General features: G+C 57.6%; 32 protein-coding genes, 2 pseudogenes and 1 riboswitch. Of the genes and pseudogenes, 22 read left to right on the top strand and 12 right to left on the bottom strand.

What is annotated here, in order from left to right:
• Positions 1 to 132: pseudogene (locus ITX55_RS23935) on the top strand (oligopeptide/dipeptide ABC transporter ATP-binding protein); the annotation flags it as partial.
• 2 nt (positions 133 to 134) lie between these two features.
• Here ITX55_RS23935 and ITX55_RS00005 read toward each other — a convergent pair.
• Complete coding sequence (locus ITX55_RS00005; protein WP_033643407.1) at positions 135 to 1,109, bottom strand: alpha/beta hydrolase; 975 nt, start codon at positions 1,107 to 1,109, stop codon at positions 135 to 137.
• A gap of 675 nt (positions 1,110 to 1,784) precedes the next feature.
• Between ITX55_RS00005 and ITX55_RS00010 the strand changes: the two genes are divergently transcribed.
• The 6 genes and pseudogenes from ITX55_RS00010 (at position 1,785) to ompC (ending at position 9,595) form a co-directional block, all read left to right on the top strand.
• Positions 1,785 to 2,999 (top strand): aspartate aminotransferase family protein, encoded by a 1,215-nt coding sequence (locus ITX55_RS00010; protein WP_015378175.1) that lies wholly within the window; start codon positions 1,785 to 1,787, stop codon positions 2,997 to 2,999.
• Between the two features lie 52 nt (positions 3,000 to 3,051).
• Positions 3,052 to 4,085, top strand: a pseudogene (gene astA / locus ITX55_RS00015) (arginine N-succinyltransferase).
• Positions 4,085 to 5,557, top strand: coding sequence for a succinylglutamate-semialdehyde dehydrogenase (astD, locus tag ITX55_RS00020; protein ID WP_046896729.1), 1,473 nt, complete (start codon positions 4,085 to 4,087; stop codon positions 5,555 to 5,557). Before astA ends, astD begins: the two are co-directional and overlap by 1 nt.
• Positions 5,558 to 5,609: 52 nt before the next feature.
• On the top strand, positions 5,610 to 6,950 hold the full coding sequence (gene astB, locus ITX55_RS00025; RefSeq protein WP_147880038.1) for an N-succinylarginine dihydrolase: 1,341 nt from the start codon (positions 5,610 to 5,612) through the stop codon (positions 6,948 to 6,950).
• 10 nt (positions 6,951 to 6,960) lie between these two features.
• On the top strand, positions 6,961 to 7,944 hold the full coding sequence (gene astE, locus ITX55_RS00030; protein ID WP_213587640.1) for a succinylglutamate desuccinylase: 984 nt from the start codon (positions 6,961 to 6,963) through the stop codon (positions 7,942 to 7,944).
• 568 nt (positions 7,945 to 8,512) lie between these two features.
• Complete coding sequence (ompC, locus tag ITX55_RS00035; RefSeq protein WP_046896651.1) at positions 8,513 to 9,595, top strand: porin OmpC; 1,083 nt, start codon at positions 8,513 to 8,515, stop codon at positions 9,593 to 9,595.
• Positions 9,596 to 9,675: 80 nt separating this feature from the next.
• Here ompC and ITX55_RS00040 read toward each other — a convergent pair whose 3' ends face one another.
• Both ITX55_RS00040 and ITX55_RS00045 read right to left on the bottom strand, forming a co-directional pair.
• Positions 9,676 to 9,900, bottom strand: coding sequence for a biofilm development regulator YmgB/AriR family protein (locus tag ITX55_RS00040; RefSeq protein WP_033643403.1), 225 nt, complete (start codon positions 9,898 to 9,900; stop codon positions 9,676 to 9,678).
• Positions 9,901 to 10,021: 121 nt separating this feature from the next.
• Positions 10,022 to 10,213, bottom strand: a complete 192-nt coding sequence (locus ITX55_RS00045; protein ID WP_004934567.1) for a YebW family protein — start codon at positions 10,211 to 10,213, stop codon at positions 10,022 to 10,024.
• Positions 10,214 to 10,439: 226 nt separating this feature from the next.
• Between ITX55_RS00045 and lysM the strand changes: the two genes are divergently transcribed.
• The 5 genes from lysM (at position 10,440) to ITX55_RS00070 (ending at position 13,322) form a co-directional block, all read left to right on the top strand.
• On the top strand, positions 10,440 to 10,886 hold the full coding sequence (gene lysM, locus ITX55_RS00050) for a peptidoglycan-binding protein LysM (RefSeq protein WP_015378169.1): 447 nt from the start codon (positions 10,440 to 10,442) through the stop codon (positions 10,884 to 10,886).
• A 263-nt stretch (positions 10,887 to 11,149) separates the two neighbouring features.
• Positions 11,150 to 11,305, top strand: coding sequence for a hypothetical protein (locus ITX55_RS00055; RefSeq protein WP_162882310.1), 156 nt, complete (start codon positions 11,150 to 11,152; stop codon positions 11,303 to 11,305).
• Positions 11,306 to 11,328: 23 nt separating this feature from the next.
• Positions 11,329 to 11,493 carry a hypothetical protein gene (locus tag ITX55_RS00060; RefSeq protein WP_162837199.1) on the top strand — a complete coding sequence of 55 codons (165 nt, stop codon included), beginning with the start codon at positions 11,329 to 11,331 and terminating at the stop codon, positions 11,491 to 11,493.
• A gap of 106 nt (positions 11,494 to 11,599) precedes the next feature.
• A complete protein-coding gene (locus ITX55_RS00065) occupies positions 11,600 to 12,541 on the top strand; it encodes a pirin family protein (protein ID WP_197752104.1) in 942 nt (313 codons plus the stop codon).
• Positions 12,542 to 12,968: 427 nt separating this feature from the next.
• Complete coding sequence (locus tag ITX55_RS00070) at positions 12,969 to 13,322, top strand: DUF1304 domain-containing protein (RefSeq protein WP_046687262.1); 354 nt, start codon at positions 12,969 to 12,971, stop codon at positions 13,320 to 13,322.
• A 25-nt stretch (positions 13,323 to 13,347) separates the two neighbouring features.
• Here the strand turns inward: ITX55_RS00070 and ITX55_RS00075 are convergent, their stop codons facing one another.
• Entirely contained in the window at positions 13,348 to 13,734 is a 387-nt protein-coding gene (locus tag ITX55_RS00075) for a helix-turn-helix domain-containing protein (RefSeq protein WP_004927697.1), read from the bottom strand.
• A gap of 444 nt (positions 13,735 to 14,178) precedes the next feature.
• Positions 14,179 to 14,391, bottom strand: a complete 213-nt coding sequence (locus ITX55_RS00080; RefSeq protein WP_004927694.1) for a YccJ family protein — start codon at positions 14,389 to 14,391, stop codon at positions 14,179 to 14,181.
• A 188-nt stretch (positions 14,392 to 14,579) separates the two neighbouring features.
• Here ITX55_RS00080 and ITX55_RS00085 point away from each other — a divergent pair, with 188 nt between their 5' ends.
• Entirely contained in the window at positions 14,580 to 14,819 is a 240-nt protein-coding gene (locus tag ITX55_RS00085) for a DUF2766 family protein (RefSeq protein WP_033643399.1), read from the top strand.
• 40 nt (positions 14,820 to 14,859) lie between these two features.
• Here the strand turns inward: ITX55_RS00085 and ITX55_RS00090 are convergent, their stop codons facing one another.
• Entirely contained in the window at positions 14,860 to 15,093 is a 234-nt protein-coding gene (locus ITX55_RS00090) for a YobH family protein (RefSeq protein WP_033643398.1), read from the bottom strand.
• 161 nt (positions 15,094 to 15,254) lie between these two features.
• Here ITX55_RS00090 and ITX55_RS00095 point away from each other — a divergent pair, with 161 nt between their 5' ends.
• Together ITX55_RS00095 and ITX55_RS00100 are read left to right on the top strand one after the other, a co-directional pair.
• Entirely contained in the window at positions 15,255 to 15,413 is a 159-nt protein-coding gene (locus ITX55_RS00095) for a PhoP/PhoQ regulator MgrB (protein ID WP_004927688.1), read from the top strand.
• 81 nt (positions 15,414 to 15,494) lie between these two features.
• Positions 15,495 to 15,770 carry a YebO family protein gene (locus tag ITX55_RS00100; RefSeq protein ID WP_033643394.1) on the top strand — a complete coding sequence of 92 codons (276 nt, stop codon included), beginning with the start codon at positions 15,495 to 15,497 and terminating at the stop codon, positions 15,768 to 15,770.
• Between the two features lie 38 nt (positions 15,771 to 15,808).
• Here ITX55_RS00100 and fos read toward each other — a convergent pair whose 3' ends face one another.
• On the bottom strand, positions 15,809 to 16,216 hold the full coding sequence (fos, locus tag ITX55_RS00105) for a fosfomycin resistance glutathione transferase (RefSeq protein ID WP_089191911.1): 408 nt from the start codon (positions 16,214 to 16,216) through the stop codon (positions 15,809 to 15,811).
• A gap of 201 nt (positions 16,217 to 16,417) precedes the next feature.
• On the opposite strand from fos, the gene ITX55_RS00110 reads away from it, so the two are divergent.
• From ITX55_RS00110 to ITX55_RS00120, 3 genes are all read left to right on the top strand, one after another.
• Positions 16,418 to 16,687: a phage protein NinX family protein gene (locus ITX55_RS00110; protein ID WP_223084668.1), complete on the top strand. Its 270-nt coding sequence runs from the start codon at positions 16,418 to 16,420 to the stop codon at positions 16,685 to 16,687.
• A gap of 75 nt (positions 16,688 to 16,762) precedes the next feature.
• The gene (locus ITX55_RS00115; protein WP_025303167.1) at positions 16,763 to 16,999 is read left to right on the top strand and encodes a DUF4060 family protein; all 237 of its coding nucleotides are present in this window, start codon (positions 16,763 to 16,765) and stop codon (positions 16,997 to 16,999) included.
• Between the two features lie 175 nt (positions 17,000 to 17,174).
• Entirely contained in the window at positions 17,175 to 18,536 is a 1,362-nt protein-coding gene (locus tag ITX55_RS00120; protein ID WP_033643390.1) for an amino acid permease, read from the top strand.
• A 40-nt stretch (positions 18,537 to 18,576) separates the two neighbouring features.
• Here the strand turns inward: ITX55_RS00120 and ITX55_RS00125 are convergent, their stop codons facing one another.
• Entirely contained in the window at positions 18,577 to 18,867 is a 291-nt protein-coding gene (locus tag ITX55_RS00125; RefSeq protein WP_033643389.1) for a hypothetical protein, read from the bottom strand.
• Positions 18,868 to 19,088: 221 nt separating this feature from the next.
• Between ITX55_RS00125 and ITX55_RS00130 the strand changes: the two genes are divergently transcribed.
• The 3 genes from ITX55_RS00130 to cspE all read left to right on the top strand — a co-directional run bounded on the left by ITX55_RS00130 (position 19,089) and on the right by cspE (position 21,176).
• On the top strand, positions 19,089 to 20,126 hold the full coding sequence (locus ITX55_RS00130) for an MBL fold metallo-hydrolase (protein ID WP_223084669.1): 1,038 nt from the start codon (positions 19,089 to 19,091) through the stop codon (positions 20,124 to 20,126).
• A 682-nt stretch (positions 20,127 to 20,808) separates the two neighbouring features.
• Positions 20,809 to 20,925: a DUF2627 domain-containing protein gene (locus tag ITX55_RS00135; protein ID WP_002211058.1), complete on the top strand. Its 117-nt coding sequence runs from the start codon at positions 20,809 to 20,811 to the stop codon at positions 20,923 to 20,925.
• Between the two features lie 41 nt (positions 20,926 to 20,966).
• On the top strand, positions 20,967 to 21,176 hold the full coding sequence (gene cspE, locus ITX55_RS00140; RefSeq protein ID WP_002221949.1) for a transcription antiterminator/RNA stability regulator CspE: 210 nt from the start codon (positions 20,967 to 20,969) through the stop codon (positions 21,174 to 21,176).
• Between the two features lie 52 nt (positions 21,177 to 21,228).
• On the opposite strand, the gene pgeF is transcribed toward cspE, so the two are convergent.
• The gene (gene pgeF, locus ITX55_RS00145) at positions 21,229 to 21,945 is read right to left on the bottom strand and encodes a peptidoglycan editing factor PgeF (RefSeq protein ID WP_033643387.1); all 717 of its coding nucleotides are present in this window, start codon (positions 21,943 to 21,945) and stop codon (positions 21,229 to 21,231) included.
• Between the two features lie 161 nt (positions 21,946 to 22,106).
• Here pgeF and rlmA point away from each other — a divergent pair, with 161 nt between their 5' ends.
• The gene (rlmA, locus tag ITX55_RS00150) at positions 22,107 to 22,925 is read left to right on the top strand and encodes a 23S rRNA (guanine(745)-N(1))-methyltransferase (RefSeq protein ID WP_223084690.1); all 819 of its coding nucleotides are present in this window, start codon (positions 22,107 to 22,109) and stop codon (positions 22,923 to 22,925) included.
• Between the two features lie 62 nt (positions 22,926 to 22,987).
• On the opposite strand, the gene mntP is transcribed toward rlmA, so the two are convergent.
• The 3 genes from mntP to ITX55_RS00165 form a co-directional block, all read right to left on the bottom strand.
• Positions 22,988 to 23,557 carry a manganese efflux pump MntP gene (gene mntP, locus ITX55_RS00155; RefSeq protein ID WP_025159822.1) on the bottom strand — a complete coding sequence of 190 codons (570 nt, stop codon included), beginning with the start codon at positions 23,555 to 23,557 and terminating at the stop codon, positions 22,988 to 22,990.
• A gap of 7 nt (positions 23,558 to 23,564) precedes the next feature.
• Positions 23,565 to 23,751: riboswitch (yybP-ykoY riboswitch) on the bottom strand.
• Between the two features lie 218 nt (positions 23,752 to 23,969).
• Positions 23,970 to 24,428: a DUF986 family protein gene (locus ITX55_RS00160; RefSeq protein WP_033643385.1), complete on the bottom strand. Its 459-nt coding sequence runs from the start codon at positions 24,426 to 24,428 to the stop codon at positions 23,970 to 23,972.
• Positions 24,429 to 24,482: 54 nt separating this feature from the next.
• The gene (locus tag ITX55_RS00165; RefSeq protein WP_033634889.1) at positions 24,483 to 25,325 is read right to left on the bottom strand and encodes a PTS mannose transporter subunit IID; all 843 of its coding nucleotides are present in this window, start codon (positions 25,323 to 25,325) and stop codon (positions 24,483 to 24,485) included.
• Between the last annotated feature and the right edge of the window lie 4 nt (positions 25,326 to 25,329).

The following is a 25,329-nucleotide window of genomic DNA, read 5'->3' on the forward strand; positions in this document are numbered from 1 at the left end:
ACCCCGCCAACCCGCCGCGCGCTGCCGTTCCATCCCCGCTGCCCGCTGGCCACGGCGCAGTGCCGCGAACAGGCGCCGCAGCTGCGCAGCGTGGCGCCCGGTCATCAGGTGGCTTGCCACCTGGTCTGTTAGCGTCAGGACAGGTAGTGTTTCAACGCGCGCCCGGCCTGGTGGATCGCCGAATGCACCGCCGGGACGTGGGCGAGCGGGTTCAACAGGCCGTAGTCGTGGATTAGCCCGTTGTAGCGGGTGGAGGTGACCTCGACGCCGGCGGCGTCGAGCAGACGCGCGTAGGCTTCGCCCTCATCGCGCAGCACGTCCAGTTCGGCGGTCTGCACCAGCGCCGGCGGCAAGCCCCGCAGCTGTTCCGGCGTAGCGTTGAGCGGCGAGGCGTAGATGTCTTTGCGCTGCGCCTTATCGGGCGCATAGCTGTCCCAAAACCACTTCATCATATTGCGGGTCAGGAAATGGCCTTCGGCGAACTGATGATAGGAATCGGTATCAAAATGGGCGTGCGTAACGGGCCACAGCAGGATCTGGCAACGCAATGCCGGTAGGCCTTTCTCTTTGGCCATCAGGCTGACCACCGCCGCCATATTGCCGCCGACGCTGTTGCCGACCACCGCCAGCCGTGAACCGTCGACGTTGATTTTTTCGCCATATTCGGCCACCCATTCCGTGGCGGCGTAAGCCAGATTGATCGCCTGCGGATAGTGCGCTTCCGGTGAGCGGGGGTAGTTGACGAACACCGCCGCCGCGCCGGAGCTGTAAACCAGATCGCGCACCAGCCGTTCATGGGTGGGAAAATCGCCCAGCACCCAGCCGCCGCCGTGAAAGAACATGAATACCGGCAATGTCTCCTTGACCCTGGCCGGCCGCACCAGCTGCAGCAGAATATCCTGGCCCTCTACGTGAATGGTTTTCTCGCTGATCTCCACCTCGCGCAGCGGCACGTCTACGCTGCGCTGCGCCGCTTCCAAAACTCTGCGCGCCTCTTTGGGCTTCATTTGTTCCATAGGTTTACCGCCGGCGGCATTCAGCGTCTCGAGAAACGCGCGGATGTCGTGCTGGAGGAGAGGCCGGCTGAGATCGACGGTTCGTTTGGGCATGGTGACTCCTTGTGCGCAGAAGAAAAAGTGCGGTCAGAATCACAGTGTAGTCGTTGGCGCATAAAGCGGGAGCCACGGCCGGCGGCGATCGGCGCGGTTCGTTTTCCGGGGTGCTGCCGATGGAATAGGCGTTTCGTCGCCGCATTGCCCGATCCTGGCGCAGCGCTGCACCGGGTTGGGGCAAAAAGTGTGATGGCGAGCAAATCGGATGAAATTATTTTTGCGAGCGCGATCAGAAATCCTGAAGTTTTTCGCAATTGAATAGGATTTCGCGAGCAATGATGATTTTAGGCCTTATTTTTTAAATTATGCATTGCAAATGCATATAAAATGAATAAATATGCATTATAAGCCGTTGTTTTAACGTAAAAAATAGCAAAATCCGGCAAAAATCCCGTTTTGGCACGATAGCTGCTCTACACTCTTTATCAAACGACATGTATTTTAACTGCTCGTTAACATTTACTCCCCGCTCAGGGACCGGATAAGCGCCATAAATAGTGAAAAACCGATTTTATGTAACAGATTTGTTTCTAAATCAGCGGTGAGAGACAGCATTTTCTCCGCCGGGAAAGTCGGTTTTGAACAGCGGTTTTTTTGCATTGTGGCGGCCTAGCCGGGCTTGCGCGGTCCTTACAGTCAAAATTCAGCCTTTGCTGAGATTATGAGGTCACTATGGAACAGCCAATCGCAGTTACCCGCCAGTCTTTTGATGACTGGATGGTCCCGGTTTATGCCCCTGCCGATTTTATTCTGGTGCGGGGTGAAGGATCGCAGGTGTGGGATCAACAGGGTAAGTCTTACATCGATTTCGCCGGCGGCATCGCGGTTAACGCGTTGGGCCATGCGCACCCGGCGGTCAAGGCGGCGCTGGTGGAGCAGGCGGGCAAACTGTGGCATCTGGGCAATGGCTATACCAACGAACCGGTGCTGCGCCTGGCCAAAAAACTGATCGACGCCACGTTCGCCGACAAGGTGTTTTTCTGTAACTCGGGCGCAGAAGCCAACGAAGCGGCGCTGAAACTGGCGCGCAAACATGCGCACGACCAGCACGGCGCCGGTAAAGATCAGATTGTGGCGTTCAACAACGCGTTCCACGGCCGTACGCTGTTTACCGTGTCCGCCGGCGGCCAGCCAAAATATTCGCAGGACTTTGCGCCGCTGCCGGGCGGTATCACCCATACGCCGTATAACGATCTGGCCGCGGCGGCCGAGCTTATCAACGATCGCACCTGCGCGGTGATCGTCGAGCCTATCCAGGGCGAAGGCGGCGTGCTGCCGGCGGAAGCCAGTTTCCTGCAGGGGCTGCGTGAACTGTGCGATCGCCATAACGCGCTGCTGATCTTCGACGAAGTGCAGACCGGCGTCGGCCGCACCGGCCACCTGTATGCCTATATGCAGTACGGCGTGGTGCCGGACGTGCTGACCACCGCGAAAGCGCTGGGCGGCGGCTTCCCGATCGGCGCCATGCTGACCACCGATGCGCTGGCGAAAACGCTGGGTGTCGGCACTCACGGCACCACCTACGGCGGCAACCCGCTGGCGACGGCGGTGGCGGGGGAAGTGTTCTCCATCATCAATACCCCGGAAGTGCTGGAAGGCGTTAAGCAGCGCCACCAGTGGTTCATCGACGGGTTGAACGACATCAACCGTCAGTATCCGATCTTCGCCGAGATTCGCGGCGGCGGTTTGCTGATCGGCTGCCAACTGAAGAAAGACTATGCCGGCAAAGCGAAGCAGATCACCCAACTGGCCAACGAAGAAGGCGTTATCGCGCTGATCGCCGGCCCGGACGTGGTGCGTTTCACGCCGTCGCTGATCATCCCTGAGCAGGATGTGAAAGAGGGGCTGGCGCGATTCGCGCGCGCCGTGGCGCGCATTTGCAGCTAATCAGCGGGCTGCGCCTTCATCGGCGCAGCCTGATTCAGAAGAGGTTCGCATTATGATGATTATTCGCCCTATAGAGCGCCGCGATTTGGCGGATTTGCTGACGCTTGCCGGCAAATCCGGTATCGGTCTCACGTCGCTGCCGCAAAATGAAGATACCCTGTCGGCACGCATTGAGCGGGCGTTAAAAACCTGGCAAGGCGAACTTCCGCAAAGTGACCAGTGTTATTTGTTCGTGTTGGAAGACAGCGAGCGCCGGCAGGCGGTGGGGGTCTGCGCGATCGAAGTGGCCGTCGGCCTGGCGGAACCCTGGTACAGCTTCCGCGTCGGCACGCAGGTGCACGCTTCCAAACAGCTGAACGTCTATAAATCGGTGCCGACGCTGTTCCTCAGCAACGACCATACCGGGCATTCGGAACTGTGCACGCTGTTCCTCGATCCGGACTATCGTCACGGCGAGAACGGCAAGCTGCTGTCGAAGGTGCGTTTCCTGTTTATCGCCGCGTTCCGTGAACGCTTCTCCCGCCGTCTGATCGCCGAGATGCGCGGTTTCTCCGATGAAAACGGCCGTTCGCCGTTCTGGGAGAGCGTCGGCCACCGTTTCTTCTCCATCGAATTCGCCAAGGCGGACTACCTGAGCGGCACCGGACAAAAAGCGTTTATCGCCGAACTGATGCCGAAACATCCGCTGTATGTCGATTTCCTGGCCGAAGACGCGCAGAAGGTGATCGGTGAAGTGCACCCGCAAACCCTGCCGGCGCGCGCCTGCTGGAGGCGGAAGGCCTGAGCTATCAGGGCTACGTCGATATCTTCGACGGTGGCCCGACGCTGGAAGCCGAAATCGACCACATCCGTGCGGTGAAGCAGAGCCGCCTGGTCAAAGTGGTGCTGGATGACACGCCGATGTGCGCCAATGCGCCGGTCCATCTGGTCGCCAACGACAACTATCAGAATTACCGCGCACTGCTGGTCAATGCCGATCTGTATGACGACCGCCTGCATATCAACGCCGCCACCGCTGCGGCGCTGGGCGTCGAGCAGGGCAGCCCGGTGCGGGTACTCCCCCTTATTGCACAGGAGAAAGCATGATGTCCCATCCTGCACTGTTGATTAACGGCGTCTGGCGGCAGGGCCGCGGCGCGGAGTTCGGCAAGGCCGATCCGGTCGGCAATCAGCCGCTGTGGCGCGCCAACGCCGCCGACGCCGATGACGTCGCCGCCGCCTGCGAAGCCGCGCGCGCCGCATTCCCCGGCTGGGCACGTACGCCGTTCGAGCAGCGCGAACAGCTGGTGAAACGCTTCGCCGCTTTGCTGGAAGAACATAAACAGTCGCTGGCGGAAACCATCAGCCGCGAGACCGGCAAACCGCGCTGGGAAACCCTGACCGAAATTCAGGCGATGATCGGCAAGGTGGGCATTTCACTGCAGGCCTATCAGGCGCGCACCGGTTTTAGCCAGACGGCGATGGCCGACGGCGCTTCGGTGCTGCGCCATCGCCCGCACGGCGTGCTGGCGGTGTTCGGGCCTTACAACTTCCCCGGCCATCTGCCGAACGGCCATATCGTGCCGGCGCTGTTGGCCGGAAACTGCGTGGTATTCAAGCCGAGCGAACTGACGCCGCTGACCGCCGAGGAGACCCTGAAGCTGTGGCTGAAGGCCGGTCTGCCGGACGGGGTGATCAATCTGGTGCAGGGCGGCCGGGAAACCGGCGAGGCGCTGGCCGCCAGTGCGGATATCGACGGCCTGTTGTTCACCGGCAGCGCCGGCACCGGTTACCACCTGCATCGCCAATTGGCGGGGCAGCCGGAGAAGATCCTGGCGCTGGAGATGGGCGGCAACAACGCGCTGATCGTCGATGGTTTCGAGGATCGCGACGCGGCGGTCAACCTGGCTATCCAGTCGGCGTTTATCTCCGCCGGCCAACGCTGCACCTGTTCACGCCGCATTTTGGTTAAGCAGGGGGCGGAAGGCGACGCCTTTATCGCGCGTTTGGTTCAGGTGGCGGGCGAGCTGCGCGTCGGCCGTTGGGATGCCGAACCGCAGCCGTTCATGGGCGGCGTAGTGTCGGCGGCCGCGGCGGAAAACATGCTGAAAGCGCAGCAGCGCTTGCTGGCGCTGGGCGGTAAATCGCTGCTGGCCATGCGTCTGCTGGAGCCGGGCAGTTCGCTGCTCAGCCCGGGCATCATCGAGCTGACCGGCGTGGCCGGCGTGCCGGACGAAGAGTACTTCGGGCCGTTGACCACGATCGTGCGTTACCGCGATTTCGACGAGGCCCTGCGGCTCGCCAACCAAACGCGCTACGGCCTGTCGGTGGGATTGGTCTCGCCGCAGCGTGAGCTGTTCGAGAGGCTGCTGCTGGAAGCGCGCGCCGGCATCGTCAACTGGAACAAGCCGTTGACCGGGGCGTCCAGCGCGGCGCCGTTCGGCGGCGTGGGGGCTTCCGGCAACCATCGCCCAAGCGCCTTCTATGCGGCGGACTATTGCGCCTGGCCGATGGCGTCGCTGGAAAGCGAAAGCCTGTCGCTGCCGGCGACGCTCTCGCCGGGCTTGTCGTTCCGTTAATCGTCTGCGGCGGCGTCATGGCGTCGCCGCAGGCCATCCCCAGGGGATAGCCATGTCAGGATATGAAGTCAATTTCGACGGTTTGGTGGGGCCGACGCACCACTATGCCGGGCTGTCGTTCGGTAACGAGGCCTCTACGCAGCATCAAAACAGCGTATCGAACCCGAAGCTGGCGGCGAAGCAGGGTCTGCTGAAAATGAAGGCGCTGGCCGATCTCGGTTTCCAGCAAGGGGTATTACCGCCGCAGGAGCGGCCGCATTTGCCGATGCTTCGGCGCCTGGGTTTCAGCGGCAGCGATGAGGCGGTGCTGGCGCAGGCGATGCGTCAATCGCCGCGTTTGCTGTCGGCGCTCAGCTCGGCGTCCTGCATGTGGACCGCCAATGCGGCCACGGTGTCCCCCTCGGCGGACAGCGCAGACGGCAAGGTGCATTTCACCGCCGCTAACCTGAACAATAAATTCCACCGCGCCATTGAAGCGGAAACGACCACCGACGTTTTGCGGGCGATGTTTAACGACGACCGGCATTTCGCCCACCATGAAGCGCTGCCGCAGGTGGCGTTGTTCGGGGACGAAGGGGCGGCCAACCATAACCGGCTGGGCGGCGATTATGCCAGGCGCAGCGTGCAGGTGTTCGTTTACGGTCGCCAGGAGTTTGGCGGCGAAACGGCGCCGGCGCGTTATCCTGCGCGCCAGACGCGCGAAGCCGGTGAGGCGATCGCTCGCCTGCACCAATTGGACGAGCAGCATACGGTCTTCGTGCAGCAAAATCCGGCGGTGATCGACCAGGGCGTGTTCCATAACGACGTGATTGCGGTCAGCAACCAGAACGTGCTGTTCCACCACCAGCAGGCGTTTTACCGCCAGCAACAGGCGCTGGATGAAGTGCGCCGCAAGATGGCGACGCTGGACAGCGAGCTGGTGGCGATCGAAGTGCCGACGGAGCGCGTCTCGGTGGCGGACGCGGTGGCGACTTATCTGTTCAACAGCCAAATTCTCACCAAGCGGAACGGCAAGATGATGATCGTGGTGCCGGAAGAGTCGCGCCAGCATGTCGGCGTGTGGCGTTATCTGAACGAGATGGTCGGCAGTGGCGGCCCGATTGATGAAATCCGCGTGTTCGATTTGCGCGAAAGCATGCGCAACGGCGGCGGCCCGGCCTGCCTGAGGCTGCGGGTGGCGCTCAACGATCAAGAGCTGCGGGCGGTGAACCCGCGCGTCATGATGAACGATCGGCTGTTCGCGACGCTGAACGAGTGGGTGGATCGTCATTACCGCGATCGCCTGACGCAGGATGACCTGGCCGATCCGCTGCTGCTGCGCGAAGGGCGCGAGGCGTTGGATTCGCTGACGTCGATCCTCGGTCTCGGGTCCATCTATCCGTTCCAACGTTAAGGGAGGCTGCATGATCGATCTACTGCCCCTGACGCTGGAGGGGAAAGAACCCGCCGAATGGCAGGGCGAAACGCCGCAGCTGCGCTGGCGTTGGCTGGGGGAAGGGGTGTTGGAGCTCACGCCGCGGCAGCGTTATCGCCAGGCGTTGGTGGTGTCGGCGGGCGTACACGGCAACGAAACCGCGCCGATTGAACTGCTCAATCAACTGGTCGGCGATCTCCTTGCCGGCCGGTTACCGCTGACGGTGCGGCTGTTGGTGGTGCTGGGCAACCCGGCGGCGATGCGGGCGGGCAAGCGCTATCTGCACAGCGACATGAACCGCATGTTCGGCGGCCGCTACCGCAACTTCGCCGCCAGCGGGGAAACCGCGCGCGCCCAGCAGTTGGAGCGCACGCTCGCCGCCTTTTTTGATGGCGAACAGGCGGCGCGTTTCCATTACGATCTGCACACCGCCATTCGCGAGTCGCATTTGCCGCGCTTTGGCATTTTGCCCTTCCAGAAGCGCCCGTACAGCGAACCGATGCTAAAGCTGCTGGATGCCGCCGATCTGGATGCGCTGGTGGTACACAGTGCGCCGGGCGGGACTTTCAGCCACTATTCCAGCGAGCATCTCAATGCGGCGAGCTGTACGCTCGAGCTGGGCAAGGCGCGGCCGTTCGGCAGCAACGAGCTGCAGCAGTTCGCCGCCATCGATCGCGCTCTGCGGGCGGCGGTCAGCGAGGGGCCGTTGCCGGAGCGCGCGGGCGAGGCGATCCGGGTATTCCGTGTGATGCACTCGTTGATCAAACACAGCGAGGATTTCAAGCTGCATCTGGATGATGACACCGCCAACTTCACCGAGTTGAAACCGGGGATGTTGCTGTGCGAGCAGCCGCAGGAGGAGTATCGCGTTGGCGAAGAGGGCGCGTGGATACTGTTTCCTAACCCCACTGTGGCGCTGGGCCTGCGCGCCGGCATGCTGTTGAGCGAAGTTTCCCGTTCTACGTTGTATTGATTTATCCTCGGCGGCGCCGTCAGCGCGCTGCCGTTTATTCCTTTCATTATTTTAATCTGCTATTTCCCGCTATTTAAATGGCCATAAATCGAATTTTATTCGTCCTATAGGGATTTCTTTACGTGAATGAATAAAGGCCGTATTCAGCCGTTATCGGAAAGCCTTAATTGCCTGGTGACTTTGTTAAGATAAAAATGTGAAATAAGTAACGTTTTTAATAACCATGCTAATGTTGTTGTTACTTTTGAATCGCGCAGAAAGCACGCAAAACGAAACCAAAATGCACTAAATTGGTGCGTTGCACCGTTTTGGTTATAAGTTATGTGATAAAAATTTCTTATATTCAATGGTTTATGCATTCTCTTTTTTGAAATATATGGTTACAAATAAACATGCTTTCTCCTCGTTGTTTCATGAACTTTTTGATTTTAAGTTTTGATTCATGATGCTAATGTCACATCACCCCAGCATTAGGGGAGCTCATAAAATACCAAAAGATAAAATCACAGCCCAAATTATAAATTGGGCGTGACGGGCAGGGTTCTAATTATAATATCTAGGAAAATAAATGATGAAACGCAGTGTATTAGCCTTAGCTGTCGCCCTTGGGGCGGTCACCTCCTTCGCCAACGCGGCTGAAATCTACAATAAAGATGGCAATAAACTCGACCTGTACGGCCGCGTTTCGGCCAAACACGTTTTCAGTAAAGATAAAAGTGAAGACGGAGATAAAACGTATGTTCGTCTGGGCTTTAAAGGCGAAACCCAGATCAACGATCAGCTGACCGGTTACGGCCAGTGGGAATACAACGTTCAGGCCAACCACGATGAAGCGCAGGGCACCACCGGCACCAAAACCCGTCTGGGCTTCGCCGGCCTGAAGTTCGCCAACTATGGCTCGTTCGACTACGGCCGTAACTACGGTGTGGTGTACGACGCTGAAGCTTATACTGACATGCTGCCGGAATTCGGCGGCGACTCCTACAGCTATACCGACAACTTCATGACCGCGCGCTCCAACGGCCTGGCGACCTACCGCAACCGTGACTTCTTCGGTTTGGTGGAAGGCCTGAACCTGGCGTTGCAGTATCAGGGCAAAAACAACGAAGACAAGCGCAGCGTAACCAAGCAAAACGGCGACGGTTACGGCATGTCTCTGGACTATCAGGACATCGGCGGCAGCGGCATCGGCGTTGCGGCGGCGTTCTCCGACTCCAGCCGCACCGGCGATCAGAAAGCGTTGCAGTACGGTAAAGGCGACAAGGCCACCGCCTGGACCACCGCAATCAAATATGACGCCAACCAGGTCTATCTGGCGGCCATGTATGCCGATACCCGCAACATGACGCCGATCAGCGTCAATGGCACTTCCGGCTTCGCCAACAAAACGCAGAACTTCGAAGTTGTGGCCCAGTACCAGTTCGAAAACGGTCTGCGTCCGTCTCTGGCCTACGTGCAGTCGAAAGGCAAGGATATTGAAGGGATTGGCGACGTCGATCTGGTGAAATACGTGGAAGTGGGCGCGACTTACTACTTCAACAAGAACATGTACACCTACGTCGACTACAAGATCAACCAGTTGAACGACGACAACAAACTGAAGCTGAACACCGACGACATCGTTGCCGTCAACCTGACCTATCGCTTCTAAGTTTCTCTCATTACCCTCATCCTGTGTCGGGATCGGTAATCAGGCAGGGCGCAAGCCCTGCCTTCGTTTGTATCGCGCGCTCAGCCTTTTGGCGCCAACCCCACCAGCTCGATGGCCGAACGCAGCGCGGCAAACCGCTGCTGATCCTGCTCTCGCTCTATCTCTGTCACCAGCTGCGAAAGAATATTGCCGCCGGATACCTTTTTATGGTTTTTGATTAACTGCAACACTGCGTCGCCTAACGCCAGACTGACGTTGCGCAGCAGAATTTCATATTGCTCGTTGGAATGAGCCGATGCTGACATGACCTTTCTCTGTCTTTCTTCTTCGGGAGCCGCAATTTAGCAAAACAGCGGCCTTGTGCCTCGGAGGAAGATGCAGTTTCCGATGAAATCAGAAATTCCTCAGCATCAGGCGGGGAGGGGATCAAAAATCCGAGTATTCGCTGGCCGGCAACCAGAAGCCGTCAATAAATTCTTCCATGGGATAACAGCCGGCGTGACGCAGGTTCTGTTCCTTCATCGCCACCAGGCATTGCGGTTCGTCGCGCAATATGTCTACCACCATTTCACTGCAGCCGCCATCCAGATAACAGACAAACATCACCAATGCGTACATCTTGCAGCCTCCTTCGTCGAGCCGCCTTGTCTGCAACAGTGTAGGTAAAAAAGCGCGATTTTTCAGCATCATTGCGCGATAAAACGCCAACGAGGCGCCGCAGACGGCACTTTCGGAATTCTCCAGCCGTTTCTGGGGGCGAGAGCGGATGGCAGATCCTTTTGACGATGCTAAGCTTAACAAGCCTTACATCAACGCATTAGTGCAACCATCAAAAGGAGTGAATATGGGCTTGTTTAACTTTGTCAAAGAAGCGGGCGAAAAACTGTGGGACACAGTCACCGGCAATGCCTCCGCCGAAGATCAAAGCGCCAAACTCAAGGAGCATCTCGATAAGAGCGGCCTGCCGGGCACCGACAAAGTCAATGTGCAGGTGGTCGATGGGAAAGCGGTGGTGACCGGCGATGCCGTCAGCCAGGAGCTGAAAGAGAAGATTCTGGTGGCTATCGGCAACGTAGCGGGCATCAGCGGTGTGGAAGACAAGGTGGCGGTAGCGCAATCCGACGCCGAGAGCCGCTTCTATACCGTGAAGAAGGGCGATACGCTGAGCGCAATCTCCAAAGAGATGTACGGTAACGCCAATCTCTACAATAAAATTTTCGAAGCCAACAAGCCGATGCTGTCGAGCCCGGACAAGATCTATCCGGGACAGGTGCTGCGTATCCCGCAATAACGCCTCTGTCTCCCCTGGCCCGGCGATGTGCCGGGCTTTTTTTTGCTTCCGCTATAAGCATCTCTTATTTCCCTTCCCTCTAAATAAAAGTTACACATACCGTGTGCCTGCGCTCGCCGGCCCGCGGCGGCGGTGTTGACCCTGGGGGGGAAAGTTGGTAGCGTCATGGCCCGGTTGCGGACTGAGCAGCCGAAGGGGGATTTCGCTCCCCCATTCTGAGGGGGTGTCTTGCCCCATCAAACAGCAATGCAGCAGTTGAACGAGTGAAAGCCGATTTAGTGAAACAGCAGCGTAACGCCTTGACGGATAAAAACTACAGAGAAACCTTGGGTGATGCGCAATTTGCGATCGTCGTTTTGGCGATTGCGTCCTGCTCACTGATCATTTTTACGTTGGCGGTCACGTTGTGGCTGACCTGACGTCATTAACTAGGGGAGAGAAAATGGAGCCCAATCTCCACGATGAAACCAAACTGTTGGCGATTATCGGCCTGTTGGTTTCTGTACTGCTGGTCGTGTCGATTCTCTTCGGAGTGACTTATTTCTCCGATCTCAGGCATGCCCACGACGATATCGATATTAAAAGCTGCTACATCAAAACACCTTAATCCGCGTGAGCGCGGCTGAGCGTCGTCGCTCTCCAGGGGGCGTTGTCCTGTGCTAAGCTGGGGCGATTATCCTTGGCGAATCGGCGCCATTCAGGAGGTCTTTGCGATGAGTCAGTCACGTCCTGCGCATTTTTCACCCTCACGCGAGTGCCCTGTCGTTGACGGCGCGCGCCAGATCCAGCGCATTGCCGTGCGCAATGCCGAAGTGGGCGGTATTCCTATCAACCGCGCGTTGCCAACCCGGGAGCGGCGCACCGTCGGCGCCTGGTGTTTTCTCGATCACGCCGGCCCGACGGTATTCAACGGCACCGCGCCCGGCATGGACGTAGGGCCGCATCCGCACACCGGTCTGCAAACCTTTACCTGGATGATCGAGGGTGAGGTGCTGCACCGCGATAGCCTCGGCAGCGAACAGTTGATCCGTCCGGGGCAGGTCAATCTGATGACCGCAGGGCACGGCATCGCGCATACGGAACAGTCGGTGGGCGAGGACCGACGACTGCACGCCGCACAATTGTGGATTGCGTTGCCGGCCGAATATGCCGACATGGCGCCGCGATTCGATCATTATCCCGATTTGCCGCAGTGGCGGAATAACGGCGTGAATCACCGTTTGCTGGTCGGGGAATTTGGCGCTTATCGTTCACCGGTGTTTACTCTTTCGCCATTAATCGCCATTGAAATGGAATGGCAAGAGGCGGCGACGGCGCAATTGCCGCTGCGCGATGATTATGAAATCGGCTTTTTGCCCCTAATTGGTGCATTTGAACTTAATGGTGAAACATTTTCACCTGACGCATTCGCCTATTTAGGCATGGGTAATAACTCTATTGAGTTAAATGCAGAGAAGGGCAGCCGGGGATTATTAATCGGTGGAGCGCCGTTAAATGAAGAGATCCTTATCTGGTGGAACTTCGTTGGCCATACCAAAGCGGAAATTATTCAGGCTCAGCGCGAGTGGGAGCAGGAAACGGATCGTTTTCCGGCGGTCAGCGGTTATTCCGGTGAGCGCATGGCCGCGCCACGCCTGCCGTGGAGCGGTGTTTGATAGCGTTAGGATATAATCGCCGAGATTATTCGACTTATTTCGCTCTAATAACGCGCAATAAATGTGATCGCGGCTCCAGCTTCACGACAATATAAAGTTTCTCAACGAAATAGTGATCTGACGCATATAATGATAAACGGAAGAAGATTAGGATAATCCTCAGGAAGTCAGGTTGTCTCCCGTTAGTCTGATGTCAGTGAGGTCATTATGAGCCAAGTTCTTTATCGTGCAAGACTGTCCCATGTCGTGGTTGCCACGGCGCTGTTTTGGGTCTCTGTCGCGGCATTGTTGGTTGCCGTATTACACTAACCTCAAAAAATGACTCCTGCATAAACCCGCTTCGGCGGGTTTTTTTATCTTGGATGGTGAGCGATATTCACTCATCACTTATACTTGACGGCATCCCCATTTCGCTATTTGGATAATCATGAAGCTCATTGCCGACATTGTTCTGCTGCTTATCGCGGCGCTCCACCTTTATATCCTGGTATTGGAAATGTTCCTGTGGCGCGCGCCGATCGGCAGGCGAGCATTCGGGACGACGGCGGAGTTCGCCGCAGCCACGCGGGTCTTGGCCGCCAACCAGGGGCTGTATAACGGTTTTCTGGCGCTGGGCTTGGTATGGGGCTATTGGCGTGAAGATGTGGCGCTGCAGCTGTTCTTTCTCGGCTGCGTGCTGGCGGCCGGCGTGTTCGGCGGGCTGACCGCCAGCCGCAAGATCCTGTGGGTGCAGGCGTTGCCGGCCGCGATCGCGCTGCTGGCGGTCTGGGGCGCGCGTTAACCCGCCGGTTGACGGCGGGCGAAAATCAGGCGGATTTTTGGTGAATGACGTGCAGCGGCGGATCGATGTGCAGATCGACGCTCAGATCCTGGCGGAAATCGTAAGGCGTGATATTAAAACGCTTTCTGAACATGTAGGTGAAGTGGGACTGTGAGCCGAAGCCAAAGTCCAGGGCGATATCGAAAATCGACGCTTCACTGCTGCGCAGTTGATAGACCGCGCCGGCCAGACGGCGTTCACGAATGTATTTGCCCAGCGAAATCCCTGTCGCTTCTTTGAACAGCTTCTGCATGTGCCACAGCGAGTAGCCGGAGTACTCGGCCAGCTCTTCGAGATGGATCACTCGTCCGAGGTGAGTTTCGACCCATTTGCTGAGGGCGCAGACCAATGAGAGATGGTGTTCTTGTATCATCAGTGCGTCAGTGTGAGATCTACATAGCGGTGAAGTATACACAACTTGCCGCCGCGGACAAAAAACGCCGCCGATGACGGGGCATGATTCGGAAAAACCGTTGAACCGCCGCTTGTCAGCCGAAAGGAAAAACGGCTAATCTGAGACTGTCGCCGCCGCGGTGGGTGACGCGGAGCAGACCGCAGCAAGAACCGCCAAAACAGAGTCAGCCGTAACAACTCAACGTTGATGGGGTGATCGCATGTTAATGACAGTGGTTATTACTCTGGTTGTAATCGTGGGCGTCGGCGCTTTTATGGCGACGCCGGTGATGAGCATGAAAAATGCGGAAGGTGTGGGAGGTGAAGAACCGTGAGAGCAAGCAGAGATGCACGCCGCTGAGCGGGGTGAGCGCTAATCGGGAAAGCCTGGGCCAGAAACCCGGGCTTTTTGTTGCCTGGCGGCTTAAACGTTTTTACGCTCGACGGTTTCCTCTCCCCAATAAAGCTGGTCTGCGGTGGTTTTGGCAAAAGCCTTTTCCAGCGCTTCATCGCTGCCTTCTTCCCAGATCTTCTGCGCCAACACTTCATCGTTCCCTGCCAGTTCAAAAATAGCTTCGGCAATTTCCACCGAAGTTTCACGCACTGTTGCCCAGGATTTCACATTGTGATTCGCCATAACTATCTCCTGTTGGTTGTGGCTTAGGTTACGGATGTTTTTATCACCGTCATGCTGCAAGTATAGGCTAATCTGCCGCGGGCTTTTGCCCGGCGGTGCGCAGAATGGGGAAAAAGGCGGGGAGGGCGGGCAATGGCGCAGGCGGCATGCTATTCTGTGCGGCGTTTGAATCAAGAGGGAAAGTTATTATGTCTGACATGCTGAGCAACGAGCAGGAATTGGCTTCCGATCTGGTCGCTTGCCAACTGGTCATTAAACAGATTCTGGACGTTATCGACGTGATTGCGCCGACCGAAGTGCGCGACAAGATGGCGGGCCAGCTCAAAAGCATCGATTTCTCCACGCATCCCGCCGGCGCCGATCCGGTGACCCGCAGAGCGATTGACAAGGCGATTGCGCTGATCGAGTTGAAGTTTACCCGCGATTGAGGCGGAGCCGCCGCAGAGCGACGGCGTCGGGCGGTGGCGGTTAATCCACCACCGTTTCGATTTTCTTGAACAGCGGGCAGTCGGTCACGCCGATGAAACCGTTGTCGCCATTGACGTACTGGGCGATCGCCACGTTGCGCGCCGTCAGGTATTTGCACTGCAATCCCAATCCGCCGACGTTCTTGTTGCTGCCGATCAGCACGCCGTAGCCCGAGATCAAAAAGCCGCCGTAAATGACCGCCAATACCAGTACCCACTTAATCAGTCTGCTCATTGCGTTTCCTCGTTATCCCTGAGGGTTCATCTAGCCACGGCGCCAGCGCGAGGGCAAGGGTAACAGTCTGAAAACCGGGCGATAGCCAGAAATCTAAACGACAAGTTAAACTTCGTTTAACTTTGCTGTGATAACATGCGCGATAGACCATCCTGATAACAATGAGGCTGCTAAATTTGTTGCGAAAAAAAATCCTCGTGATAATGACGGCCGTCGCTGCCTGCCTGTTTTTCTACCTGTTGGCGCTGGACAGCTATTGCGACGATGGTGGAAATTTTGCGCTGGGCATCTGTTCGGTGACGCGCTTCGTACCCTGGTAAGCAATTTTTGGCAGGGATGTTCGCCCGGCCGCCGCGAGTGTTAAGATGGCGGCCTGAATTTCGCAGTAGATAGGGTTGTCCATGTACGATTTAGGTTTTGGCCAGAACGGCCTGTTGTCGTTGGCTCTCGCCGCCGTGGCGTTGCTGGTGGGGCTCTGGGTTTGGTTCCTGGTGAACCGCGCCAGCGTGCGCGCCAACGAGCAGATTCGCCTGCTGCAGGAAATTGCCGAGCAGCAACGTCAACAAACGGCGCTGTTGAAGCGTTTGGCGCACAGCGCTCGCGCCGACGGCGGCGATGCTGATGACGACGATCTCAGCCCCGCGCTGGATTTTAAAGGTTTTATCCCCGAACGTTGAACACCCTGCTCCGGCCGGCGCTGCGCCGCCGGGGCGCTTCAGTAAAATACCATGCCCTGATACGGTTTTTCCCGGCATGCCGCCAGGCGGCTGGCCAGATCGCCGGCATGGATCTCCAACTGATGCCCATCAGGATCGAGAAAATAGAGCGACTCGCCCTCGCTGCGATTGTTTTTCCACTCTTCTGCGCCGCTCTGGCGCAGCCGCTCGCTGACCCGTTCAATGTGTTCCGGCGCGACGCTGAAGGCGTAATGGGTGTAATCACGCGCCCGTGGTTGCGTGCGGGCCTCATCCAATGACAGGCACAGCCACAACGCCCCCAACGACAGATAGGCGCCGCCTTGCCAGCGGGCGTGAGGGGTAAACCCCAACAGATGACGGTAAAAATCGAAGCTGCGATCGAGATCGCTGACGGCGAGCGTCAGGTGGTTGAGGCCGGTCAACATGCGTGCGTTTCCTGGGCGCTAAACAGACGAAAAGTGTACGCAGAAGGGGAGAAAAGTTAAAGGGGGCGAAACATTAGTGCAGATAATGTGAAAACCGGCGACGCTGTCATAAAACTGTCTTACAGACATCGTAATGTAGCGCGAACCTTACAAAAGATGGATAAAGCCGATGATTAATGGTACGAAGAAAGCGATGCCGAAGTGAACCGCAGCATTGCGCTGCTGACCGGGGAGAACCCGGACAAGTGGTATCCCTACGGCGGCGTGAAAGGTAAAGATTACTGCAAGAATCCCTCCGACGCCTGGCCGATCATTTGCGCCAACAAAATCAGTCTGAACCCCGACAACCACAGCGACAGCCCACAGTGGCAGGCGCGCATGAGCACCCAGGGCGGTGAATGGCAGGCCGACAGCGCCAGCCCGCTGCGCGCGGCGATGATCTGTTTTCTGATGAGCCGACAGGCTAACTGATTCGCAAAAATACCGGTGATTGGTAAGAGTTTCTCCTTTTTCTAATAACAGAGCTGTCGTTGGCGGAGGCTGTTTATGAAGCGCATTATCAAAGGTGATAAAAACTTGTCTCATCTGGTGATTGCCCATGCGGCGATCGATCGTCATGCCGAAAGCTTCGGCCAGCGCCGTCAGGGCTGGCCCTCGACCTATCTGATAAAATATCAAAACGATCGCGTGGCGGTGGAAGTGGTTACGCGTCGCCAATCTTATGTCGCCACGCTGATGATCGGCGCGCGCAACCTGACCAAACTGTGCGGTATGCCTGGCTGAACGCCGACGTTACCCGCTCTCCCTCGGTTAAAAAATCGCGCTCCGGTCTGCCGTCTCGGGGCGCTACTCCTTGATGCTCACGGGGTTAAGTGTTAAAAAGCCGCCCGCAGATACATTTATTGATTGGTGAAATCTTGGCCGATAACGGCAATGAGGTACGCCATATGAGGATAAGATGGGCGGTCAGCATCAGGATACCCCGCTAAAACGCGGATTAAAAAACAGACACATACAGCTTATTGCCCTCGGGGGCGCCATCGGCACCGGTTTATTTCTCGGCATTGCGCAAACCATTAAAATGGCCGGCCCCGCCGTGCTGTTGGGCTACGCCATCGGCGGTTTTATCGCGTTTTTGATCATGCGCCAGCTGGGCGAAATGGTGGTGGAGGAGCCGGTCGCCGGATCTTTCAGTCACTTTGCCTATAAATATTGGGGTGATTTCGCCGGTTTCCTTTCCGGCTGGAACTACTGGGCGATGTTCATTCTGGTCGGCATGGCGGAATTGACCGCCGTCGGCATCTACATTCAGTACTGGTGGCCAGAGATCCCCACCTGGGCGTCCGCCGCGCTGTTCTTTGTGTTGATCAATCTGATCAACCTGGTGAACGTGCGCCTGTACGGCGAAACCGAGTTTTGGTTCGCCATCATCAAGGTGGTGGCGATTGTCGGCATGATCGTGTTTGGCGCCTGGCTGTTGGCCAGCGGCAACGGCGGGCCACAGGCCAGCATCACCAACCTGTGGCAGCAGGGCGGCTTTATGCCGCACGGCTTCTCGGGGCTGGTGATGGCGATGGCGGTGATCATGTTCTCGTTCGGCGGGCTGGAGATGGTGGGCATCACCGCGGCGGAAGCCGCCGATCCGCGTCGCAGCATTCCTAAAGCGACCAATCAGGTGGTGTACCGCATTCTGATTTTCTATATCGGTTCGCTGACCGTACTGCTCTCGCTTTATCCGTGGGGGCAAGTGGTGGAGGGCGGTAGCCCGTTCGTGCTGATCTTCCATGCGCTGAACAGCAATCTGGTGGCGACGGTGCTCAACGTGGTGGTGCTGACCGCCGCATTGTCGGTCTACAACAGCGGCGTTTACGCCAACAGCCGCATGTTGTTCGGGCTGGCCAGCCAGGGCAATGCGCCGAAAGCGCTGACGCGCGTCAACAAGCGCGGCGTGCCGGTGCTGTCCATCGCGCTGTCGGCGCTGATTACCTCGATCGGCGTGCTGATCAACTATCTGATGCCCGGCAAGGCGTTTGAGCTGCTGATGGCGCTGGTGGTGTCCACCCTGGTGATCAACTGGGTGATGATCTGCCTGGCGCACCTGAAATTCCGTGCGGCGAAGAACCGTCAGGGCGTCATTCCGAGCTTTAAGGCGCTGTGGTATCCGTTCGGCAACTATCTGTGCCTGGCGTTCCTCGGCCTGATTTTAGTGATTATGTATTTCAGCGAAGGGATCCGCATTTCGGTGCTGCTGATGCCGGTGTGGGTTGCAGTGCTGTGGGGCGGGTTCATGCTGACGCGCCGCAAAGGCGCCAAGCGTTAATCTGCGCGCGGAGGCGTATTGCGCCTCCGCGCTCTTCTCGTCAGCTGCGCGGCATAAAGGCGCGCCCCTCACCGTCACCCCGTCCCAGCAGTTTCCGGCACAGCAGCAGCAGGGTGCTGATGACGTCGATGGTCACCACGCTGAGCATCAGCAGGGTCAGCATGAAGAACCCGAGCAGCGAACCGCCAAGCAGCACCAGCGGTGCAGGCACGCGCACGCGGCGCAGCTTCATGGCGAAATACATTTTCCAGTATTGCTTCTGCGCCAGCAGCGCGCTGCGAATACGGCGCCCCAGGCCTGCGCCTGATTTGCGGGATGTCGAACGACTCATAACTTCTCCTTTTCTGTATGCCCTACAAGTCAATCACAAAGTTCTTAAGAGAGTCTTAACGGGCTCTTGGCGGCCCTGGCTGTCTCACCGAAGTGAGACAACAGCATACGGCAAAAGCTCCCTCAATGCAGCGCACGGCTGACGAAGTGCGAGCTTCATCGGGTTTGTTACACTGAAAGTCATGCCCGTGCAGGGCGCTGAGGGTCGGGAGAAGACGCTGGATGAAAAGAATCAACCGTTATTACGACGCGGCCAAGGCGCATCACACGCCGGAGGGATTTCGCAACCCGGAACCTTCGCGGCGTCAGGAGGGGGATCTTCAACGTTGGCAAGATGAGCGCAAGCGCCAGGGGTTGCCCAAGCCGCCGCAGCAGGGCTACGCGCAATTTACCGAACGCTGGTGGCAGCCGGCCGATCTCAGCGGCAGTGGCGACAGCGTCTGGTGGTTGGGGCATGCCTCGATGCTGCTGCGGTTGAGCGGGCGCTATATCCTGATCGATCCGGTGTTGTCCCAACGCGCATCGCCGCTGAGCTTTTACGGCCCGAAGCGCAGAACGCCGCCGCCGCTGACGGTGGAGCAACTGCCGGCGGTGGATGCGGTGCTGATCTCCCATAACCATTATGACCACCTTGACAGGCGCACGGTGCGGCAATTGGCGCGGCGTTTCCCTCAGGCCGAGTTCATCGTGCCGCTCGGCTTGAAGCGCTGGTTCCGCCGTTATCGGCTGAAGGTGCATGAGCTGGACTGGTGGCAGAGTCTGCCGTTGGGCGAGCTGACGGTCTACGCCACGCCGGCGCGGCACTGGAGCATGCGCACGCTGTGGGATCGCAATCGCTCGCTGTGGTGCGGCTGGGTGATCCACCATCCGGCGCTGCGGTTTTATTTTTCCGGCGACAGCGGCTATTCGGAACGGCTGGCGGAGATCGGTCAACGGCTGGGGCCGTTCGACGTGGCGGCGCTGCCCATCGGCGCCTATGCGCCGCGCTGGTTTATGCAGGAGCAGCATATGGATCCGCAGCAGTCGGTGACGCTGTACCGTCAACTGAATCAGCCGCGCGCCATTCCCATTCATTGGGGGGTGTTCGAATTGGCGGATGAATCGCTGGACGAGCCGCCGCAGCAGTTGAACCTGGCGTTGAGTGAAGCGGGGCTGGAACAGCATCAATTCCATCCGCTGAAGATTGGCGAGCGCATCGCGTTGCAGGACTCACCGTCTGCGTTACCTCATCACCACCCGGCGGCGCTGCGGGATGAATAAAACCAACGGTTTGAAAGCGCGGTTGTAATTAGCCGAATTGATAAGCGCGGGTGGTGATTCAAATAACCCCCTTGTTTTCAGGATTTAATTCAACGTTGAACTTTCGTTATTGATAAGACTATTCCGGCTATTGAGGTTAATGATATTCGGATTATTTATGATGAACCCACCGGCAAGCGGGAGAGGTGCCGGCGCTTTGCATGTTTATGCATCCGTTGTGCAGGGCGGATGCGTCACCACTGGCCCGTGCGCCGTGCTCGCCCGCGCCGTTTGGCGGCAGGGCTGAAAGCCGATGATGAATGGGCTTTCCGGCGGTAAATGGTCGGAGGAGCGATGAATAAATTGGCCCCCGTTCATCGATATTCAAATGTTGCATATCAAATTCCATAAAGATTCAAATTTTTTAACGCTATAAGCGGCAAAAAAGCGGAAATGATGAGGCAGATAGGCGTCAATACGATGAAAGTTTTGTTAAAACGCCAGCAGAATGCGGGGTCTGGCGCAGTGATTTTGGCAAGCAGAAAATAGCCGATGCTTCAACATCTTTTGGCCTATTTAAGCAAATGTGGCTCTCGACCGTTTCAAATATGTGCGACATGTCGTTCAGTGATTAAAAATGGCTTGCCATCGCATACAGAGTATGTGATAACGCATCTGGGTAAAACGAGGTACAGTTCTGTATATGTGTGGCATTTTCAGTAAAGAAGTTCTGAGTAAAGACGTTAGCGTTGAATACCGCTTCTCTGCCGATCCTTATCTTAGTGCCTCAAGCAGTAACGACTCTAGTTTGTCTATGTAACGCCTACGGGCGGTTTAAACAATCCAAAGGAAATACTCAAGATGGCAAAGATCAAAGGTCAAGTTAAGTGGTTCAACGAGTCTAAAGGTTTCGGTTTCATCACCCCGGCTGACGGCAGCAAAGACGTGTTCGTACACTTCTCTGCAATCCAGGGTAACGGCTTCAAAACCCTGGCTGAAGGCCAGAACGTTGAGTTCGAAATCCAAGATGGCCAGAAAGGCCCATCTGCAGTAAACGTTACTGCTATCTAATCAGCGTCAGCTGTACAAAAAGCCCGCCTTCGCGCGGGCTTTTTCGTTTCCGTCATTCGGCGACGATGACGATGCCGGCGTACTGGTTGCGGCCTTTAATGCCCGGATGCGTCGGATCCTGCGCGCGCCGATGGCTGTTGCGGCGATAGCTGGTGTATTTGAAGCGCTGCGGCCGCTGCGGATCGACGTCCGGCGTGCAGATAGTGCAACTGCCTGAGCGGTCAACGGCGGCGAAGCCGAGCGCCGTCAGCTTGTATTCGGCGATCGCGGCCAGATCCAGATGCCGATAGTGCGGGCTGATCAGCGTAGCGGGCAGCGGCAGACGCTGTTTAAAGTTTTCCACCAGCGCTTCGTCAACTTCGTAACAGCACGGGCCGGCGGCGGGGCCGATGGAGGCCACCCAATCGGCGGTGTCGCCGTCCTGGCGAATGCGGGCCGCCATCTGTTCCAGAATACCGTCCAGCAACCCGCGCCAGCCGGCGTGCACCGCCGCGATGGCGCCGCCGTCACGACGGCTGAACAGCACCGGCAGGCAATCCGCCGTCAGCACGCTGAGCAGAATGCCGGGCTGGCGCGTGTAGAAGCCATCGGCCTCACCGCACGTCTGCGCCGGTTGCAGCACATCGACGATGCGGGTGCCATGCACCTGCTTCTTTTCCGGCAATGTGGCGCTGTAGGGCAGCAGATGCCCCGGCAGCAGCGCGAGTTTGCTGCCGAAGCCGTGCTGAATGTGGGGCACCGCATCGAGCAGCGCGGAACGATCGCTCATAAATTATTTTCACCTGCGTGAGAAAACAGACTCTCAGTGTAGCCAGCTTTTTCCCCGCTTGGCCAGGTGTTGTTGGCGATGAAAGCGAGCGGGGATGCGCCTTGCATCAAACCGGCGCCTTCTTTAGACTAGCCGCGCCCTGTCTCTCTGGAAGCCCATTCATGTCTTATCAATGTCCCCTGTGTCATCAGCCGCTGCATTTTTCATCTCAACAATGGCGTTGCGACGGCAATCATCAGTTCGATCAGGCCAAAGAGGGCTACGTCAATCTGCTGCCGGTACAGCACAAGCGATCGAAGCAGCCGGGAGACAGCGCGGAAATGATGCAGGCGCGGCGCGTGTTTCTTGACGGCGGATATTATCAGCCGCTGCAAGCGCAGGTGGCCGAGTGGCTGGATGTGGCGCTGGCGGCCGATGCTGGCGCGTTGTTGGACATAGGCTGTGGGGAAGGGTATTACACCGCCGCCGTGGCCTCACGGCTGGCCCTGGGGCGCAATATGGCGGTCTATGGGCTGGACGTCGCGAAGGTGGCGATCCGCTATGCCGCTAAACGTTATCCGGCGGTCTCGTTCTGCGTCGCCTCCAGCCACCGTTTGCCGTTCGCCGACGGGGCGCTGGATGCGGTCTTGCGCATCTACGCCCCTTGCAAGGCGCAGGAGCTGGCGCGGGTGGTGAAGCCGGGCGGCGTGGTAGTGACGGTTTCGCCGGGCCCACGTCATCTGTACCAGCTGAAAGAGCGGGTGTACCAGCAGGTGCAGCTGCATGCCGAACAGGACGAACAGTTCGATGGGTTCGACTGCGAGCGCAAAGAGGCGCTGGCCTATACGATGACCTTGCCGGGCGCGCAGGCCGCCAACCTGCTGCAGATGACGCCGTTCGCCTGGCGCGCCACGCCGGAGGTGCAACAGCGGTTGGCCGAGGACGGGGAGTTTGTGTGCGAGACGGATTTCGTCCTGGCGCTGTACCGACGTCGTGCTTAAAAGGCGCGCGTCCAGAAACAAAAAAACCTGCCGCGGCAGGTTTTTTTTGCAGTTCGGTCGCCTCAGGCCAGGTAGCCGAGGTGTTCCAGCAGGATGTTGACGCCGATACCTATCAGCACTACGCCGCCGAGGATCTCGGCGCGTTTGCCGAGCAGCGGGCCGATAAAGCGGCCGATCATCATGCCCAGCGTCGCCATGATCATGGTGGCGCAGCCGATGGCCATCGCGGTGTGCACGATATTCACCTGCAGGAAGGCCAGGCCGACGCCGATCGCCATGGCGTCGAGGCTGGTGGCGATGGCGGTGGCGACCAATAACCAGAAACCATGGCGTTTGACCTTCTCTTCTTCGTCGGGCCTGTTGCGCACCCCTTCGACGATCATGCGCATGCCGAGAATGAACAGCAGCGAGAAGGCGACCCAGTGGTCCCATTCCATGATGTATTGGCTGGCGAACAGGCCGATGGCCCAACCGATGAGCGGGGTGATCGCTTCCACCACGCCGAAGATCAGGCCGGTGCGGATCGCTTCGCGAAAACGGGGTTGATGCAGGCTGGCGCCTTTGCCGATTGAAGCAGCGAAAGCATCCATGGACATGCCGAAAGCGAGAATAAGCGTTGCTGAAAGGTTCATGTGAAATAGCCTCGGCCGGGTGGCTCCATATACACGTAACCCACCCCCAACCAAACGACGGAGTTACGTGTCTATGGTCTCGCCAACCTTACCTGGCTGCCCGCACCACGTTTCATACGGCGAAACGAGTATGTTGATACGGGCGTTTCTGGTTTTTATTCTCCAGAAACCGGCTACTCCCCAATGACGGCGCAACCATACCATATTATTTCAGCCATCGACAACCTTATTCTTTGGCAATATTGGCTCTTAATTGAGACTCGTTTTCATTAATCTGAGTTCATGCGGGAATATAATGTAGCCGGGGGTAACAATGTTGCGGAAATAATAGTCAGAAAGGAAATGGCGCTGCCGATTAATTGTCCACAAGCAGCGCGGGGTTTGAGCGATAACGGAATGGATTTATTTTTATTTATTGATTATCAACGAAAAAGTGATAAATCTTCTCCAGGTCGTCCAGGTGAGTTACCTGAACCAACAGCCGGCGCTGTTCCAGGTCGATGGCCAGAATGCCATCCTCCGATAAATTCATGGCTTTAATGCGGTTATATTCGACAAACACATTGGCGAAGAAAAAACCGTGCGCTTTAAACACCATTTTGGGCGAGCGAATATAAGCGATATAGATGGCGAGCAGCGCCAAAGAAATAAGCAGGTAAGTGGTTAATGCCGCGCCGTTGGTGGTGACGTTACGGTAAATCAGAATGGCGATCAGGCCGACGAAAATCAGGCTGTCGAGCCGGTTGCGGCGTTTGAGCGGCACTTTGAGCCGCGTTTTGCCTTTCAGCAGATCCATGCCGAATTCGTCATACAGCGAATACAGCAACAGCAGGGCGATGAACAGCATCAGTACGGCGTCGGTCAGTGACATCTCGTGCTCCACACATAAAAAAGCCGGGGGTTGCCCCCCGGCCGTTCCGAACGATTACAGGCCCAGCAGGCCAATCCAATAGCCAAAGATACCGATGACGAAGAAGCCGATGATGATCCACAGCGCGTTGACTTTCTTGCGCAGCAGCCACATGCAGGCGAAGGTCAGCAGCAACGGCACCAGGCCCGGCATCAACTGGTCGAGGATAGTCTGCACCGTGGTGACGTTGGTATGCCCGGTCTGGTCGGTTATCTTGGACACCACCAGCGGGATATTCACGTGCGTCCACTTGTTGACCAGCGCCCCCATCACAAACAGGCCGAGAATGGACGCTCCTTCCGTCAGTTTTTGCAGGAAACCGCCGCCCATGTCGTTGACGATATCCACCCCTTTACGGTAACCGTAGGCCACGCCGTAGTAGCGGGTCAGCAGGCGCACCAGGTTGAACAGCACGAAGAACAGGATCGGTCCGAGCAGGCTGCCGCTCATGGCGATGCCGGCGCCGAGCGCGGCGAACACCGGCCGCACGGTGCCCCAGAAGATCGGGTCACCGACGCCTGCCAACGGCCCCATCAAACCGACCTTGATGCCGTTGATCGCGCCGTCGTCGATCGGCGCGCCGTTGGCGCGTTGCTCTTCCATCGCCATGGTCACGCCGAGCACCGGCGCCGCCACGTAAGGGTGCGTGTTGAAGAACTCGAGGTGGCGTTTGATCGCCTGTTTGCGATCGTCATTGTTTTCCGGATACAGGCGACGGATCACCGGCACCATCGAGAAGCAAAAACCCAGCGCCTGCATGCGTTCGAAGTTCCATGACCCCTGGAACAGGTTAGAGCGCAGGAATACGCCGCGAATGTCGGCCGGCGTGAGTTTCTTTTGAGCAGTTGTATCAACCATTTCT

This window comes from Serratia sp. EWG9 (assembly GCF_019913725.1).
GTDB lineage: Bacteria > Pseudomonadota > Gammaproteobacteria > Enterobacterales > Enterobacteriaceae > Serratia > Serratia ureilytica.

Excerpts from the sequence above, each read along its gene's own strand:
- ITX55_RS00005 (WP_033643407.1), bottom strand. The coding sequence starts at position 1,109 with ATGCCCAAACGAACCGTCGATCTCAGCCGGCCTCTCCTCCAGCACGAC.
- ITX55_RS00010 (WP_015378175.1), top strand. The coding sequence starts at position 1,785 with ATGGAACAGCCAATCGCAGTTACCCGCCAGTCTTTTGATGACTGGATG.
- astD (WP_046896729.1), top strand. The coding sequence starts at position 4,085 with ATGTCCCATCCTGCACTGTTGATTAACGGCGTCTGGCGGCAGGGCCGC.
- astB (WP_147880038.1), top strand. The coding sequence starts at position 5,610 with ATGTCAGGATATGAAGTCAATTTCGACGGTTTGGTGGGGCCGACGCAC.
- astE (WP_213587640.1), top strand. The coding sequence starts at position 6,961 with ATGATCGATCTACTGCCCCTGACGCTGGAGGGGAAAGAACCCGCCGAA.
- ompC (WP_046896651.1), top strand. The coding sequence starts at position 8,513 with ATGATGAAACGCAGTGTATTAGCCTTAGCTGTCGCCCTTGGGGCGGTC.
- ITX55_RS00040 (WP_033643403.1), bottom strand. The coding sequence starts at position 9,900 with ATGTCAGCATCGGCTCATTCCAACGAGCAATATGAAATTCTGCTGCGC.
- ITX55_RS00045 (WP_004934567.1), bottom strand. The coding sequence starts at position 10,213 with ATGTACGCATTGGTGATGTTTGTCTGTTATCTGGATGGCGGCTGCAGT.
- lysM (WP_015378169.1), top strand. The coding sequence starts at position 10,440 with ATGGGCTTGTTTAACTTTGTCAAAGAAGCGGGCGAAAAACTGTGGGAC.
- ITX55_RS00060 (WP_162837199.1), top strand. The coding sequence starts at position 11,329 with ATGGAGCCCAATCTCCACGATGAAACCAAACTGTTGGCGATTATCGGC.
- ITX55_RS00065 (WP_197752104.1), top strand. The coding sequence starts at position 11,600 with ATGAGTCAGTCACGTCCTGCGCATTTTTCACCCTCACGCGAGTGCCCT.
- ITX55_RS00070 (WP_046687262.1), top strand. The coding sequence starts at position 12,969 with ATGAAGCTCATTGCCGACATTGTTCTGCTGCTTATCGCGGCGCTCCAC.
- ITX55_RS00075 (WP_004927697.1), bottom strand. The coding sequence starts at position 13,734 with ATGATACAAGAACACCATCTCTCATTGGTCTGCGCCCTCAGCAAATGG.
- ITX55_RS00080 (WP_004927694.1), bottom strand. The coding sequence starts at position 14,391 with ATGGCGAATCACAATGTGAAATCCTGGGCAACAGTGCGTGAAACTTCG.
- ITX55_RS00085 (WP_033643399.1), top strand. The coding sequence starts at position 14,580 with ATGTCTGACATGCTGAGCAACGAGCAGGAATTGGCTTCCGATCTGGTC.
- ITX55_RS00090 (WP_033643398.1), bottom strand. The coding sequence starts at position 15,093 with ATGAGCAGACTGATTAAGTGGGTACTGGTATTGGCGGTCATTTACGGC.
- ITX55_RS00095 (WP_004927688.1), top strand. The coding sequence starts at position 15,255 with ATGAGGCTGCTAAATTTGTTGCGAAAAAAAATCCTCGTGATAATGACG.
- ITX55_RS00100 (WP_033643394.1), top strand. The coding sequence starts at position 15,495 with ATGTACGATTTAGGTTTTGGCCAGAACGGCCTGTTGTCGTTGGCTCTC.
- fos (WP_089191911.1), bottom strand. The coding sequence starts at position 16,216 with ATGTTGACCGGCCTCAACCACCTGACGCTCGCCGTCAGCGATCTCGAT.
- ITX55_RS00115 (WP_025303167.1), top strand. The coding sequence starts at position 16,763 with ATGAAGCGCATTATCAAAGGTGATAAAAACTTGTCTCATCTGGTGATT.
- ITX55_RS00120 (WP_033643390.1), top strand. The coding sequence starts at position 17,175 with ATGGGCGGTCAGCATCAGGATACCCCGCTAAAACGCGGATTAAAAAAC.
- ITX55_RS00125 (WP_033643389.1), bottom strand. The coding sequence starts at position 18,867 with ATGAGTCGTTCGACATCCCGCAAATCAGGCGCAGGCCTGGGGCGCCGT.
- ITX55_RS00130 (WP_223084669.1), top strand. The coding sequence starts at position 19,089 with ATGAAAAGAATCAACCGTTATTACGACGCGGCCAAGGCGCATCACACG.
- ITX55_RS00135 (WP_002211058.1), top strand. The coding sequence starts at position 20,809 with ATGTGTGGCATTTTCAGTAAAGAAGTTCTGAGTAAAGACGTTAGCGTT.
- cspE (WP_002221949.1), top strand. The coding sequence starts at position 20,967 with ATGGCAAAGATCAAAGGTCAAGTTAAGTGGTTCAACGAGTCTAAAGGT.
- pgeF (WP_033643387.1), bottom strand. The coding sequence starts at position 21,945 with ATGAGCGATCGTTCCGCGCTGCTCGATGCGGTGCCCCACATTCAGCAC.
- rlmA (WP_223084690.1), top strand. The coding sequence starts at position 22,107 with ATGTCTTATCAATGTCCCCTGTGTCATCAGCCGCTGCATTTTTCATCT.
- mntP (WP_025159822.1), bottom strand. The coding sequence starts at position 23,557 with ATGAACCTTTCAGCAACGCTTATTCTCGCTTTCGGCATGTCCATGGAT.
- ITX55_RS00160 (WP_033643385.1), bottom strand. The coding sequence starts at position 24,428 with ATGTCACTGACCGACGCCGTACTGATGCTGTTCATCGCCCTGCTGTTG.
- ITX55_RS00165 (WP_033634889.1), bottom strand. The coding sequence starts at position 25,325 with ATGGTTGATACAACTGCTCAAAAGAAACTCACGCCGGCCGACATTCGC.